The organism is Pseudomonas sp. v388 (assembly GCF_003935425.1).
GTDB lineage: Bacteria > Pseudomonadota > Gammaproteobacteria > Pseudomonadales > Pseudomonadaceae > Aquipseudomonas.
In genome coordinates this window covers 65,872-79,410 of sequence record NZ_RHQN01000004.1, presented here as the reverse complement: position 1 = coordinate 79,410, position 13,539 = coordinate 65,872, and the positions used below count along the sequence as shown (strand labels likewise).

Sequence of the window (13,539 nt, the reverse complement as noted above, 5' to 3'; positions counted from 1 at the left end):
GCGTGGGAACGGACCGGGCGGGGTTCCGCTTGTCCGCGAAGAAGCCGGCGCATCCACAGAATCTTCTGCGCCTTGAAACACGTCTTCGCGGACAAGTCCGCTCCCCCGTGTGTCCATCGCTGGAGCCACAACCCCCGCGCCTGTTAACATTCCGCGCTTGATCGACCTATTCGGGATTTTCCATGACCACCGTTCGTACCCGCATCGCGCCATCGCCCACCGGCGACCCTCACGTTGGCACAGCGTATATCGCGCTCTTCAACTACTGCTTTGCCAAGCAGCATGGCGGCGAGTTCATTCTGCGCATTGAAGACACCGATCAGCTGCGCTCGACCCGCGAGTCCGAACAGCAGATCTTCGACGCGCTGCGCTGGCTGGGCATCGAATGGAGCGAAGGCCCTGACGTCGGCGGGCCGCACGGTCCGTACCGGCAGAGCGAGCGGGGCGATATCTACCAGAAATACGCCCGGCAACTGGTCGACATGGGTCACGCCTTCCCCTGCTTCTGCACTGCCGAAGAGCTGGATCAGATGCGCGCCGAACAGATGGCCCGCGGTGAAACCCCGCGCTACGACGGCCGCTCCTTGCTGCTTTCCAAGGAAGAAGTGGCGCGCCGTCTGGCCGCCGGCGAGCCTCATGTGATCCGCATGAAAGTGCCGACCGAAGGCGTCTGCGTGGTGCCGGACCTGCTGCGTGGCGACGTCGAGATCCCTTGGGATCGCATGGACATGCAGGTGCTGATGAAGACCGATGGTCTGCCGACCTACTTCCTGGCCAACGTGGTCGATGACCACCTGATGGGCATCACCCACGTGCTGCGCGGCGAGGAGTGGCTGCCTTCGGCGCCCAAGCTGATCCTGCTCTACGAATACTTCGGCTGGGACAAGCCGCAGCTGTGCTACATGCCGCTGCTGCGTAACCCCGACAAGAGCAAGCTGTCCAAACGCAAGAACCCGACGTCGGTGACGTTCTACGAGCGCATGGGCTTCATGCCCGAAGCGATGCTCAATTACCTGGGCCGCATGGGCTGGTCGATGCCTGACGAGCGTGAGAAGTTCTCGCTGCAGGAAATGGTCGACAACTTCGACCTGTCTCGCGTCTCGCTGGGCGGGCCGATCTTCGATATCGAGAAACTGTCCTGGCTCAACGGCCAGTGGCTGCGCGAATTGCCGGTGCAAGAGTTCGCCACGCGGGTGCAGACCTGGGCGCTGAACCCCGAGTACCTGATGAAGATCGCACCCCACGTGCAGGGCCGGGTCGAGACCTTCAGTCAGATCGCACCCTTGGCCAGCTTCTTCTTCGCGGGTGGCGTCACGCCGGATGCGAAGCTGTTCGAGCACAAGAAGCTGTCGCCCGAGCAGGTTCGCCAGCTGATGCAGCTGATTCTCTGGAAGCTGGAATCGCTGCGCCAGTGGGAGAAAGAGTCGATCACGGCCGTTATCCAGGCGGTGGTCGAGCGCCTGGGCCTCAAGTTGCGCGATGCCATGCCGTTAATGTTTGCATCGATCACCGGGCAAGCCAGCTCGGTGTCGGTCCTGGACGCCATGGAAATTCTCGGCCCTGACCTGACCCGCTTCCGTCTGCGCCAGGCCATCGATCTGCTCGGTGGCGTGTCGAAGAAGGAAAACAAGGAATGGGAAAAACTGTTGGGCGCGATCGCCTGATACAGCGGTGTGACAGATCGACCGCTGCAGGTGCGCAGGGTAGGGCGCATGCAGTGGTCGACGACGCCCCGGAATCGGGGCGTCACGGGTAAGTGTTTGTTATGCCGACGAAAAATTTTAAAAAAAGTTAAAAATAAGTTTGACAGGTTAGCGACTCACGCTTAACATGCGCCCCGTCCACTGATGTGGGGCTATAGCTCAGCTGGGAGAGCGCCTGCATGGCATGCAGGAGGTCAGCGGTTCGATCCCGCTTAGCTCCACCACATTTCAGGTTCAAGGCCAGGTAACACGGGGGTCTTGAATCGATCGGAAACCAGCATCCGATCAGAAAGAAGGTTTGTCCCCTTCGTCTAGTGGCCTAGGACACCGCCCTTTCACGGCGGTAACAGGGGTTCGAGTCCCCTAGGGGACGCCAGTTTCACCGAGTGAGGCCGCAAGGTTGATCTCCGCCGCAGGGCGTTAAATTCGGGGCTATAGCTCAGCTGGGAGAGCGCCTGCATGGCATGCAGGAGGTCAGCGGTTCGATCCCGCTTAGCTCCACCAATTTGCCAGGGTTCGCCATAAGGCGGATCTGACAGAAGGTTTTGCGTCCCCTTCGTCTAGTGGCCTAGGACACCGCCCTTTCACGGCGGTAACAGGGGTTCGAGTCCCCTAGGGGACGCCACGATTTCTCGCTCTGCGAGACCAAGGGTCATTCGATTATTGAATGGCCCTTTTGTTTTTCCGGGGTTTGGTTTTTCCTCTCTTACGGATACGGATGCTGTTGTCCGCGCAGCTCCACATTCTCCCCGTTCCCCACGCTACACTCCCGTCACGTGAATCCATGAACAGGAGCAAGCATGGTCTGGGATCTGCCAACGCCTTTCACTATCGACCTTTCAGTCGCTGCCGACGATATCGACGGGCTTGGCCACGCCAACAACGCCGTCTACGTCAGCTGGCTGGAACGTTGCGCCTGGCGCCACTCACAGCAGCTTGGCCTGGATCTGTCCGAATATCGGCGGCTGGACCGCGCCATGGCAGTGGTCCGGCATGAGATCGATTATCTGGCAAGTGCCTACGAAAACGACGAACTGGTGCTGGCCACCTGGATCGTCGACTGGGATCGGCGTCTGAAAATGACCCGCCGCTTTCAACTGCGCCGGCCCAGCGACGGCGTCACGTTACTGCGGGCGCAAACCGCTTTCGTGTGCATCGAACTGTCCAGCGGTCGCCCCAAGCGCATGCCCAACGAGTTCATCGACGGTTACGGCCGTGCGCTGGCTGACGGCAACGTTTCCAATCTTGCCGCCGAACAGTAAACTGCCGGACTTTTTTTCGAGTGTGTCCCATGCAAATTGCTCTGGCGCCCATGGAGGGGTTGGTCGACGACATCCTGCGTAATGTGCTGACTCGTGTCGGCGGCATCGACTGGTGCGTGACCGAATTCATCCGGGTGTCCGAGCGGCTGATGCCGGCCGCGTACTTCTACAAGCTGGCCTCCGAACTGCACACCGATGCCAGGACCGCCGCGGGCGTCCCGTTGCACCTTCAGTTGCTGGGTTCCGACCCGGTGTGCCTGGCGGAGAACGCGGCCTTTGCCTGTGAGCTGGGCGCGCCGGTCATGGATCTGAATTTCGGTTGCCCGGCCAAAACCGTCAATCGCTCCCGCGGCGGCGCGGTTCTGCTTAAAGAGCCGGAGCTGCTGCACACCATCCTCGAACACGTGCGCCGGGCGGTGCCCAAGGCGATTCCGGTGACCGCCAAGATGCGCCTGGGGTTCGACAACACCGATCTGGCCCTGGACTGCGCCCGGGCGTTGGCCGACGGCGGCGCCGAACGCATCGTCGTCCATGCGCGGACCAAGGTCGATGGCTACAAGCCTCCGGCCCATTGGGAATGGATTGCGCGCATTCAGGAAGTGGTCAAGGTGCCGGTCGTCGCCAATGGCGAGATCTGGACCGTCGATGACTGGCGCCGCTGCCGGGAAATCTGCGGCGCGCGGGACATCATGATCGGTCGCGGGCTGGTGGCGCGCCCGGACCTCGCCCGGCAGATCGCCGCCGCCAATGCGGGCGAAGAGGTAGTGGAGATGACCTGGGCCGAACTGCAACCGATGCTGCGCACCTTCTGGGGCGACTGCCTGGCGAAGATGACCCTGGTCCAGGCGCCCGGACGGCTCAAGCAATGGCTGGTGCTGCTGACCAAAAGCTACCCTGAAGCCACCGCGTTGTTCGACTTGCTGCGCCGAGAAACCGATTGCCAACGCATCAGTGCGTTGCTCGGCTATTCACCCGACGAACGGTCGTTCGAAGCCTGAAAAAAGTCTCTTGAAAAGCGAATGGCCGTCCCTATTTTCGGGATTAAGCGATGCCGAAACCGGGTCGCTCACTACTCGCTGACTAACAGGAGAATTATCATGACGACTGCATTTTCTCTGGCTCCACTGTTTCGTCATTCAGTGGGCTTCGATCGCTTCAACGACCTGTTCGAAACCGCAGGTCGCAGCGACTCGACCAGTGGCTACCCTCCCTACAATGTGGAGCGGCATGCCGATGATCAATACCGCATCGTGATCGCCGCCGCAGGCATGCAGGATGAGGACCTCGACCTGCAGGTTGAAAAAGGCGTGCTGACCGTGACCGGCAGCAAGCGCGAACGCGAGGCCGACAACGTGACTTATCTGCACCAGGGCATCGCCCGACGCGAGTTCAAGCTGGCTTTCCGCCTGGCGGACAATATCGAAGTCAAGGGTGCGGATCTGTCCCATGGCCTGCTGAATATCGATCTGGTGCGAAACGTGCCGGAAGAGGCCAAGCCTCGGCGCATTCCGCTCAACGGGCAGAAAACCCTGGAGCAGGATGCCAACTGATCGGCAACACAACAGAAAGGGCGCCCGGCGGCGCCCTTTCTGTTGGTGGGAACGGACTTGCCCGTGAAGGCGTGGCGTCACTATGCGGTCGGGGCAGCGACATACTTCAATCATCTGTAGCCAGCTTGCTGGCGAAAGTCTCTGTCAGCGCAGCACATGGCGGCATCCTGGCGAGCATGGCGGATCGCCGCTCCGGTCGCTCCAGTAGCGTCACTCGGTTCGCAGGTGGGCGTTCAGGCGCAGCAGTGCTGCGAAGTCTGAATCCACCAGGGGTTCGCTGAACAGGTAGCCCTGGTAGCAGTGGCAGCCCAGACCTTCGAGAAACGCCAGTTGCTCCGCTGTCTCCACGCCTTCGGCAATCAGGTTCAGGCTCAGGCTTTGGGCCATCGCGACGATGGTGCGGATGATTTCCGTGTCATTGGGCGCAATGGCGGCGTGCTGGATGAACGACTGGTCGATCTTCAGCGTGTCGACCGGTAGCCGCTTCAAGTACGTCAGCGATGAGTAACCCGTGCCGAAGTCGTCCATCGCAAAGCTGACACCCAAATCCTTGAGGCGCTGCATCTTGGCGATGGTGTCCTCCAGATTGCGGATCACGATGCCTTCGGTGATCTCCAGCTTGAGCATCGCTGCCGGCAGGTCATGCAGGTGCAGGCTGCGCTGCACCCGCTCGACGAAATCGCCCTGGCGGAACTGACGCGGGCTGACGTTGACACCCATCAGGAACCGGTTTTCATGAACCAGCCCCTGGCGTAGCCACTGGCCGGCCAACCGGCAGGCTTCATCGAGTACCCAGCTGCCGACTTCCAGGATCATGCCGCTTTCTTCGAGTATCTGCATGAACTCGCTGGGCGCCAGCAGCCCCTGTTCCGGATGCTGCCAGCGCAGCAAGGCCTCGGCGCCGTTGATCCGCTCACCGCGCGCATCAACCTGGGCCTGGTAATGCAGGCGCAGTTCGTTGCGGGCCAGCGCCAGGCGCAGGTCGTTTTCCATGCGCAGGCGCTGGCTGGCGGCCTGCTGCATCGAGCTGTGATAGAACTGGGTCGTGTTGCGGCCGGTGTCCTTGGCGCGATATAGCGCGATGTCGGCCCGTTTGAGCAGGTCGGCCGGCGTCGAGCCATGGTCGGGGATCAGGGCCACGCCGATGCTGGGCGTGACTTGCAGGCGATGGCCATCGAGGAACATGGGTTCGGCCAGCAGATGGCGCAAGGTGTCGGACTGTTCGCGCACCTGTCGTTCGACTTCATCGTGGCTGCCCTCAAGGCCGCAGATCAGCACCACGAACTCATCGCCGCCCAGGCGCGCGACCGTGTCCTCCTGGCGCACGCTGGCTTCCAGGCGCGCGGTCACCACCTTGAGTACCCGGTCGCCGACCGGATGGCCGAGGGAGTCATTGATGTGTTTGAAGTGATCCAGGTCCAGGAACAGCAGCGCGCCCCGCAGGTCGTGGTGGCGGAGCAGAGACAGCTGCTGGCTGAGGCGGTCCATGAGCAGTGCGCGGTTGGGCAGGTTGGTCAGCGAGTCGTGATAGGCCAGATGCTGGATCTGTGCCTGGGCGCTCTTCAACTGGCCGATGTCCCGGGCGATCATCAGCAGACAGGCGGTCTCGTTCAGGGTGATGGATTCCACCGAAACGTCCAGGATCAAAGGCTCGCCCCGTTTGTCGCGGCCGACCATTTCGTGATGGTGGACGGTGCCGTTCTGCCGAAGCTGCTCGATCATGCGCTGGCGCTGGTGGCGGTCGCTCCAGATGCCGATCTCATAGGCGGTGCGGCCCAGTACGTCCTCGGCCGTGAAGCCGGTCAGGCGATAGAAGCCGTCGTTGACCTCCAGATAGCGGCCCGACTCCAGCTCGGTGATGGTGATGGAGTCGGGGCTGGAGTGGAATGCCTTGGCGAATTTCGCTTCGCTGGCTTCCAGGGCGGCCTGGGCGCGTTGCTGGGTAATGTCCAGCAGCGTGCCGGAAAGGCGGACAGGCCTGTCCTGCTCATCGCGGTACACCCGAGCGCGGGCTTCCAGCAGACGGGCGGTGCCATCGCCCAGCGGAACCCGATAGGTGAGGTGGAAGTCATCGTCGTGATCGCTGAGTACGTGCAGCCACGCGCGACGCATATGCTCCCGCGCCCGTGGCGGCACGCCGGCAAAAAACGTTTCGAAATGATCATGCAGCGGCAGCGCTTCCAGGCCGTGCAACTGCGCCGCGCGAGCCGAGGCATGCAGCATGGCGCTGGGAATGTGCCAGTCCCACGTACCCATCTGTGCCGAACTCAGGGCCAGTTCCAGACGGTCTGTCGTCTCTTGCAACAGGGTTTCCTGCTGGGCCTGTTCAGTACCTGCCACTGCGGCGCGGGAGGCGCCGGCCTGAGGGGACGCTCGCTCGTTGGAGCGGTCAACTGAGTTTGGCATGTGATCACGAGCCTTCGATTGATAAGCCGGTAATACGATCATTTACACCTCACACAGTCCTTTTCAGGAAATCTGCGTCTGGGCATCCAGCAACTTCATGAAGGCCTTCGCGGCATTCGAAAGCGTGCGCTCGGTATGCAGGATGTAGCCTAGCTGGCGTTTGAGCTGTACGCCCGGCAAGGGGATGCGCGCCACCTGTTCGTCGAGCATGGTGCGCGGCAGTACACTCCACGCCAGACCAATGGACACCATCATTTTGATGGTCTCCATGTAGTTGGTGCTCATGGCAATGTTGGGCTTGAGGCCCTGGGCTTCGCACAAGCCGCTGACGATGTGGTGGGTAAAGGTGTTGCCGCCGGGAAACACCGCCGGGTAGTCCACGATGTCCTGCAGGCGCATCGGACCGCTATTGGTCAGCGGGTGCTCCGGCGCGGCGACGAAATCCAGCGGGTCGTCCCACACCGGCACCGCCTGCACCAGCGAATGCGGCTCGGGAGCCAGGGTAATGACGGCCAGCTCAGCCCGGCCATGAAGGATTTCCTCGTAGGCGACTTCCGAGTCGAGAAACTGAATGTCCAGCGCCACCTCGGGGTAGGCGCGGGTGAACTCGCGCAGCAGAGGCGGCAATCGGTGCAGGCCGATGTGGTGACTGGTGGCCAGCGTCAACCGGCCGGTGACCTCGCCGGACAGGTTGGTCAGCGCCCGGCGGGTGTCATCCAGCACGTTGAGAATCTGGTAAGCCCTGGGCAGCAATGCGCGTCCGGCCTCGGTCAGGCTGACTTCGCGGCCGAGGCGATCGAACAGGCGCACATTCAACTGCTGTTCCAGACCGGCGATACGCTTGCTGATGGCCGGCTGAGTAATGTGCAGCCGCTCGCCGGCACCGGAGAAGCTGCCTGTCTCGGCGATGGCAATAAAGGCGTTAAGGTTGGCCAGGTCCATGATGGGATTCCAGTTGGTTATCCAAACTATGAAAATTATGAATTTGAGTTATTTAAGCATATTTCATAGCATGACCGCACAAGCCAAAGGGTCATCGAACGATTGCCCAAGGCATAGAAAAAGCTGATGAGGAACTAGCCCGATGGCCGGCAAGACGCTTTACGACAAGCTCTGGGATTCGCATTTGGTCAAGCAGCGCGACGATGGTTCGGCGCTGATCTACATCGACCGCCACATCATCCATGAAGTGACCTCGCCCCAGGCGTTCGAAGGCCTGCGTCTGGCCGGTCGCAAACCGTGGCGTATCGACTCCATCGTCGCCACTCCGGACCACAACGTGCCGACCACCGCCGAGCGCAAGGGCGGTATCGATGCCATCGAAGACCAGGTGTCGCGCCTGCAGGTCCAGACCCTGGACGACAACTGCGACGAGTACGGCATCACCGAATTCAAGATGAATGACCCGCGCCAGGGCATCGTTCACGTGGTCGGCCCGGAGCAGGGCGCCACTTTGCCGGGCATGAGCGTGGTCTGCGGTGACTCGCACACCTCCACCCACGGCGCGTTCGGTGCGCTGGCCCATGGCATCGGCACCTCCGAAGTCGAGCATGTGCTGGCCACCCAGTGCCTGGTCGCCAAGAAAATGAAGAACATGCGGGTGTCGGTCGAAGGCCGGTTGCCGTTCGGCGTGACCGCCAAGGACATCGTGCTGGCCGTGATCGGCAAGATCGGCACCGCCGGCGGCAACGGCTACGCCATCGAATTCGCCGGCAGCGCGATCCGCGACCTGTCCATCGAAGGCCGTATGACCATCTGCAACATGTCCATCGAGGCGGGCGCGCGGGTCGGCATGGTCGCCACCGACGAGAAGACCATCGAGTACGTCAAGGGCCGTCCGTTCTCGCCCAAAGGCGCAGAGTGGGACATGGCCGTCGAACTCTGGAAGGATCTGGTCTCCGACGCCGACGCAGTGTTCGACGCGGAGGTCGAGCTGGACGCTGCGCAGATCAAGCCGCAAGTCAGCTGGGGCACGTCGCCTGAAATGGTGCTGGCCGTGGATCAGAACGTGCCGGACCCGGCTGCCGAGCCGGATCTGGTCAAGCGTGGCTCCATCGAGCGTGCGCTCAAGTACATGGGCCTCAAGCCTAACCAGCCGATCACCGATATCCAGCTGGATCGCGTGTTCATCGGCTCCTGCACCAACTCACGGATCGAAGATTTGCGCGCCGCGGCGCAAATCGCCAAGGGCCGCAAAGTGGCATCGACCATCAAGCAGGCACTGGTCGTCCCGGGTTCTGGTCTGATCAAGGCGCAGGCCGAGAAAGAAGGCCTGGACCGGATCTTCATCGACGCCGGTTTCGAATGGCGCGAGCCGGGTTGCTCCATGTGCCTGGCGATGAACCCGGATCGCCTGGGTTCCGGCGAGCACTGCGCGTCGACCTCCAACCGCAACTTCGAAGGCCGTCAGGGCGCCGGCGGGCGTACACACCTGGTCAGCCCGGCCATGGCCGCCGCCGCCGCCGTGCAGGGCCATTTCATCGACGTTCGCGACCTGATCCAGCCACAAGGAGCCCAAGCATGAAAGCCTTTACCCAACACGCAGGCCTTGTTGCCCCTCTGGATCGTGCCAACGTCGACACCGACCAGATCATTCCCAAGCAGTTTCTGAAGTCGATCAAGCGCACCGGCTTTGGCCCGAACCTGTTCGACGAATGGCGTTACCTGGATGTGGGCCAGCCGTACCAGGACAACTCCAAGCGCCCGCTGAACCATGATTTCGTGCTCAATCACGAGCGCTATCAAGGCGCCAGCGTGTTGTTGGCGCGGGAGAACTTCGGGTGCGGCTCCAGCCGCGAGCACGCGCCCTGGGCGCTGGAAGAGTACGGTTTCTGCGCGATTATCGCGCCCAGCTACGCCGATATCTTCTTCAACAACAGCTTCAAGAACGGCCTTTTGCCGATCATTCTCGATGAAGACGAAGTGGATCAGCTGTTCAAGCAGGTGGAAGCGACGCCCGGCTATCAGCTGACCGTGGACCTGCAGGCCCAGACCGTGACTCGTCCCGACGGCAAAGTGCTGAGTTTCGAGATCGATGCATTCCGCAAGCACTGCCTGCTCAACGGCCTTGACGACATCGGCCTGACCCTCGTGGATGCCGATGCCATTGCAACCTTCGAGAGCAGACACCGCGCCAGCCAGCCGTGGTTGTTCCGCGACTGATACCACACGTACCTCTGCCCACGCGAAACTTGTGGGAGGGAGCGGTACAGGTAGGCTTCAGCGCCGCAATTCAGGGAGATACACCATGACCCGTTCCGCCCACAGTCAAGTCGTACAGCGTCAATTCGGTGAACAGGCTTCGGCCTATCTGAGCAGTGCCGTGCACGCTCAGGGCAGCGAGTTTGCCCTACTGCAGGCCGAAGTGGCAGGGCACGCCGAGGCGCGGGTGCTGGATCTGGGCTGTGGCGCCGGCCATGTGAGTTTCCATGTCGCGCCGGCCGTGGCTGAAGTGGTAGCGTACGACCTTTCGCAACAGATGCTCGACGTGGTCGACGCGGCGGCTGCCGACAAGGGGCTGGGCAATATCCGCACCGTGAAGGGCGCGGCCGAGCGGCTGCCCTTCGAAGACGGCGAGTTCGACTTTGTGTTCAGCCGTTACTCGGCCCATCACTGGAGCGACCTGGGCCTGGCCCTGCGTGAAGTGCGCCGGGTACTCAAGCCGGGCGGCGTGGCGGCGTTCATCGATGTGATGTCGCCGGGCAGTCCGTTGCTGGACACCCATCTGCAAACCGTAGAAGTGTTGCGCGATACCAGTCATGTGCGTGATTACTCTGCCGCCGAATGGCTGCATCAGGTCAGCGATGCCGGTCTGTTCACTCGCAGCCATACCCGCCAGCGCCTGCGTCTGGAATTCACCTCCTGGGTCGAGCGTATGCGCACGCCGGAGACGATGCGGGTGGCAATCCGCGAGCTGCAACAGGCCATGGGCGCAGAAGTGCGCGATTATTTTGAAGTAGCCCCGGACGGCTCGTTCAGCACCGATGTGCTGGTGCTCTGGGCTGAACGCTGAAACCTTACACATAGGCGCTGCTTGACAGCGCTGACGAACACAATCGAGGAAGTTATGAGCAAGCAGATTCTGATTCTCCCAGGTGATGGTATTGGTCCGGAAATCATGGCCGAGGCGGTCAAGGTCCTGGAGCTGGCCAACCAGAAGTATCAGCTGGATTTCGAACTGAGCTTTGATGTGATCGGCGGCGCGGCCATCGACAAGCACGGCGTGCCGCTGGCCGATGAAACCCTCGACCGCGCCCGCGCAGCCGACGCCGTATTGCTGGGCGCCGTGGGTGGCCCGAAGTGGGACGCCATCGAGCGTGACATTCGTCCCGAGCGCGGCCTGCTGAAAATCCGTTCGCAACTGGGCCTGTTCGGCAACCTGCGTCCGGCCATTCTGTATCCGCAACTGGCGGACGCGTCGAGCCTCAAGCCTGAGATCGTTGCCGGCCTGGATATCCTGATCGTTCGCGAGCTGACCGGCGGCATCTACTTCGGCGCACCACGCGGTACCCGCGTGCTGGAGAGTGGCGAGCGCCAGGCCTACGACACGCTGCCGTACAGCGAAAGCGAAATCCGCCGTATTGCCCGGGTCGGTTTCGACATGGCCATGGTGCGCGGCAAGAAACTGTGCTCGGTCGACAAGGCCAACGTCCTGGCGTCCAGCCAGTTGTGGCGTGAAATCGTGGAGCAGGTCGCCAAGGATTATCCTGAGGTCGAGCTGAGCCACATGTACGTCGACAACGCCGCCATGCAACTGGTGCGCGCGCCCAAGCAGTTCGACGTGATCGTCACCGACAACATGTTCGGCGACATTCTGTCGGATGAAGCTTCGATGCTGACCGGGTCGATCGGTATGCTGCCGTCTGCTTCCCTGAATGCCGATAACAAAGGCATGTACGAGCCGTGCCATGGTTCGGCGCCGGACATCGCCGGGCAGGGTATTGCCAACCCGCTGGCGACCATTCTGTCGGTCTCCATGATGCTGCGTTACAGCTTCAACCTCGGCGATGCCGCCGATGCAATCGAGAAGGCGGTCAGCCTGGTATTGGACCAGGGCCTGCGCACCGGCGACATCTGGTCCACCGGTACAGTGAAGGTCGGCACGTCTGAAATGGGCGACGCAGTAGTCGCCGCGCTAAGGAATCTGTAATCTCTCTGGCCCGCCGGCTGCTGTACATGACGCAGGCGGTGGTCCCACTTTTATTTAAGGTGTTGTTGCGATGAAACGTGTAGGTCTGATCGGTTGGCGTGGCATGGTCGGTTCCGTGCTCATGCAGCGGATGCGGGAAGAGCAGGACTTCGACCTCATTGAGCCGGTGTTCTTTACCACTTCGAATGTCGGTGGCCAGGCCCCGTCGGTGGGTAAGGACGTCGCGCCTCTGAAGGATGCGTACAGCATCGACGAACTGAAAACCCTCGACGTGATCCTGACGTGCCAGGGCGGCGACTACACCACCGAGGTGTTCCCCAAGCTGCGCGAAGCCGGCTGGCAGGGTTACTGGATCGACGCCGCTTCGAGCCTGCGCATGCAGGATGACGCGGTCATCGTCCTGGACCCGGTGAACCGCAAGGTCATCGACCAGCAGTTGGATGCCGGTACCAAGAACTACATCGGCGGCAACTGCACCGTCAGCCTGATGCTGATGGGCCTGGGCGGTCTGTTCGAAGCCGGTCTGGTGGAATGGATGACGGCCATGACCTATCAGGCGGCGTCCGGCGCCGGTGCGCAGAACATGCGCGAGCTGATCCGTCAGATGGGCGCGGTGAACGGTTCGGTGGCCGATGATCTGGCCAACCCGGCCAGTGCCATCCTCGATATCGACCGCAAGGTCGCCGAGGCCATGCGCAGCGAGGCGTTCCCGACCGAGAATTTCGGCGCGCCGCTGGCCGGCAGCCTGATTCCGTGGATCGACAAGGAACTGCCTAATGGGCAGAGCCGTGAAGAGTGGAAGGCCCAGGCCGAGACCAACAAGATCCTGGGTCGCTTCAAGAGCCCGATCCCGGTCGACGGTATCTGCGTGCGCATCGGCGCCATGCGTTGCCACAGCCAGGCGCTGACCATCAAGCTGAACAAGGATGTGCCGATTGCGGACATCGAAGGCTTGATCAGCCAGCACAACCCGTGGGTCAAGCTGGTGCCGAACCACCGCGAGGCCAGCATTCAGGAACTCAGCCCGACAGCCGTGACCGGGACCATGAGCATTCCGGTCGGTCGTCTGCGCAAGCTGAACATGGGTTCGCAGTACCTGGGCGCCTTCACCGTGGGTGACCAGCTGTTGTGGGGCGCGGCCGAACCGCTGCGCCGCATGCTGCGGATTCTGCTGGAGCGTTGATTTTCCTGCGGTGATGCTGCATCCAGAAACGCCCCTTTCGAGGGGCGTTTTTTTATGGGTGCGGTTCAGGGTTGAGTGGATGCCTGAAACGACAGGCGCCACTTGGCGATGGCGGCGTACGGTCGAACGTGTGGGGTGATTCTGGAAGGCGTTTTCGCCAGCGAGCTGGCTGCTACCAAGAGTCAGACTTTTCGTCCCAATATATGGGATAGTAATTTACATATTGAGATGTTTCCGTTAATGGGCTTATAGTCGGCACGCACTCACTCCAGAAAAACAACAGGTG

At 61.7% G+C, this 13,539-nt stretch carries 11 protein-coding genes and 4 tRNA genes; 13 read left to right on the top strand and 2 right to left on the bottom strand.

What is annotated here, in order from left to right; genetic code table 11:
- Positions 1-182: 182 nt before the first annotated feature.
- From gltX to EGJ27_RS11090, 8 genes are all read left to right on the top strand, one after another.
- Positions 183-1,664, top strand: coding sequence for a glutamate--tRNA ligase (gene gltX, locus EGJ27_RS11125; protein WP_125830796.1), 1,482 nt, complete (start codon positions 183-185; stop codon positions 1,662-1,664).
- 187 nt (positions 1,665-1,851) lie between these two features.
- A tRNA-Ala gene (locus EGJ27_RS11120) sits at positions 1,852-1,927 on the top strand.
- A gap of 76 nt (positions 1,928-2,003) precedes the next feature.
- Positions 2,004-2,079: transfer RNA gene (locus EGJ27_RS11115), tRNA-Glu, on the top strand.
- Positions 2,080-2,131: 52 nt separating this feature from the next.
- Positions 2,132-2,207, top strand: a tRNA-Ala gene (locus EGJ27_RS11110).
- Between the two features lie 45 nt (positions 2,208-2,252).
- Positions 2,253-2,328: transfer RNA gene (locus EGJ27_RS11105), tRNA-Glu, on the top strand.
- Between the two features lie 175 nt (positions 2,329-2,503).
- Positions 2,504-2,965, top strand: coding sequence for a thioesterase family protein (locus EGJ27_RS11100; RefSeq protein ID WP_125830795.1), 462 nt, complete (start codon positions 2,504-2,506; stop codon positions 2,963-2,965).
- A gap of 29 nt (positions 2,966-2,994) precedes the next feature.
- Positions 2,995-3,963 carry a tRNA-dihydrouridine synthase gene (locus EGJ27_RS11095; RefSeq protein WP_125830794.1) on the top strand — a complete coding sequence of 323 codons (969 nt, stop codon included), beginning with the start codon at positions 2,995-2,997 and terminating at the stop codon, positions 3,961-3,963.
- 99 nt (positions 3,964-4,062) lie between these two features.
- Positions 4,063-4,515 carry an Hsp20 family protein gene (locus EGJ27_RS11090; protein WP_125830793.1) on the top strand — a complete coding sequence of 151 codons (453 nt, stop codon included), beginning with the start codon at positions 4,063-4,065 and terminating at the stop codon, positions 4,513-4,515.
- A gap of 210 nt (positions 4,516-4,725) precedes the next feature.
- On the opposite strand, the gene EGJ27_RS11085 is transcribed toward EGJ27_RS11090, so the two are convergent.
- Entirely contained in the window at positions 4,726-6,921 is a 2,196-nt protein-coding gene (locus tag EGJ27_RS11085; protein ID WP_125830792.1) for a bifunctional diguanylate cyclase/phosphodiesterase, read from the bottom strand.
- A 63-nt stretch (positions 6,922-6,984) separates the two neighbouring features.
- Complete coding sequence (locus tag EGJ27_RS11080; protein WP_125830791.1) at positions 6,985-7,863, bottom strand: LysR family transcriptional regulator; 879 nt, start codon at positions 7,861-7,863, stop codon at positions 6,985-6,987.
- A 142-nt stretch (positions 7,864-8,005) separates the two neighbouring features.
- On the opposite strand from EGJ27_RS11080, the gene leuC reads away from it, so the two are divergent.
- The 5 genes from leuC (at position 8,006) to asd (ending at position 13,253) form a co-directional block, all read left to right on the top strand.
- Positions 8,006-9,445, top strand: coding sequence for a 3-isopropylmalate dehydratase large subunit (gene leuC, locus EGJ27_RS11075; protein WP_125830790.1), 1,440 nt, complete (start codon positions 8,006-8,008; stop codon positions 9,443-9,445).
- Positions 9,442-10,083, top strand: a complete 642-nt coding sequence (leuD, locus tag EGJ27_RS11070; RefSeq protein WP_125830789.1) for a 3-isopropylmalate dehydratase small subunit — start codon at positions 9,442-9,444, stop codon at positions 10,081-10,083. Before leuC ends, leuD begins: the two co-directional genes overlap by 4 nt.
- Before the next feature lie 85 nt (positions 10,084-10,168).
- Positions 10,169-10,933, top strand: coding sequence for a class I SAM-dependent methyltransferase (locus EGJ27_RS11065; protein ID WP_125830788.1), 765 nt, complete (start codon positions 10,169-10,171; stop codon positions 10,931-10,933).
- A gap of 54 nt (positions 10,934-10,987) precedes the next feature.
- Positions 10,988-12,070 (top strand): 3-isopropylmalate dehydrogenase, encoded by a 1,083-nt coding sequence (leuB, locus tag EGJ27_RS11060; protein WP_125830787.1) that lies wholly within the window; start codon positions 10,988-10,990, stop codon positions 12,068-12,070.
- Positions 12,071-12,140: 70 nt separating this feature from the next.
- Positions 12,141-13,253: an aspartate-semialdehyde dehydrogenase gene (asd, locus tag EGJ27_RS11055; protein WP_125830786.1), complete on the top strand. Its 1,113-nt coding sequence runs from the start codon at positions 12,141-12,143 to the stop codon at positions 13,251-13,253.
- The last annotated feature ends 286 nt before the right edge of the window (positions 13,254-13,539 follow it).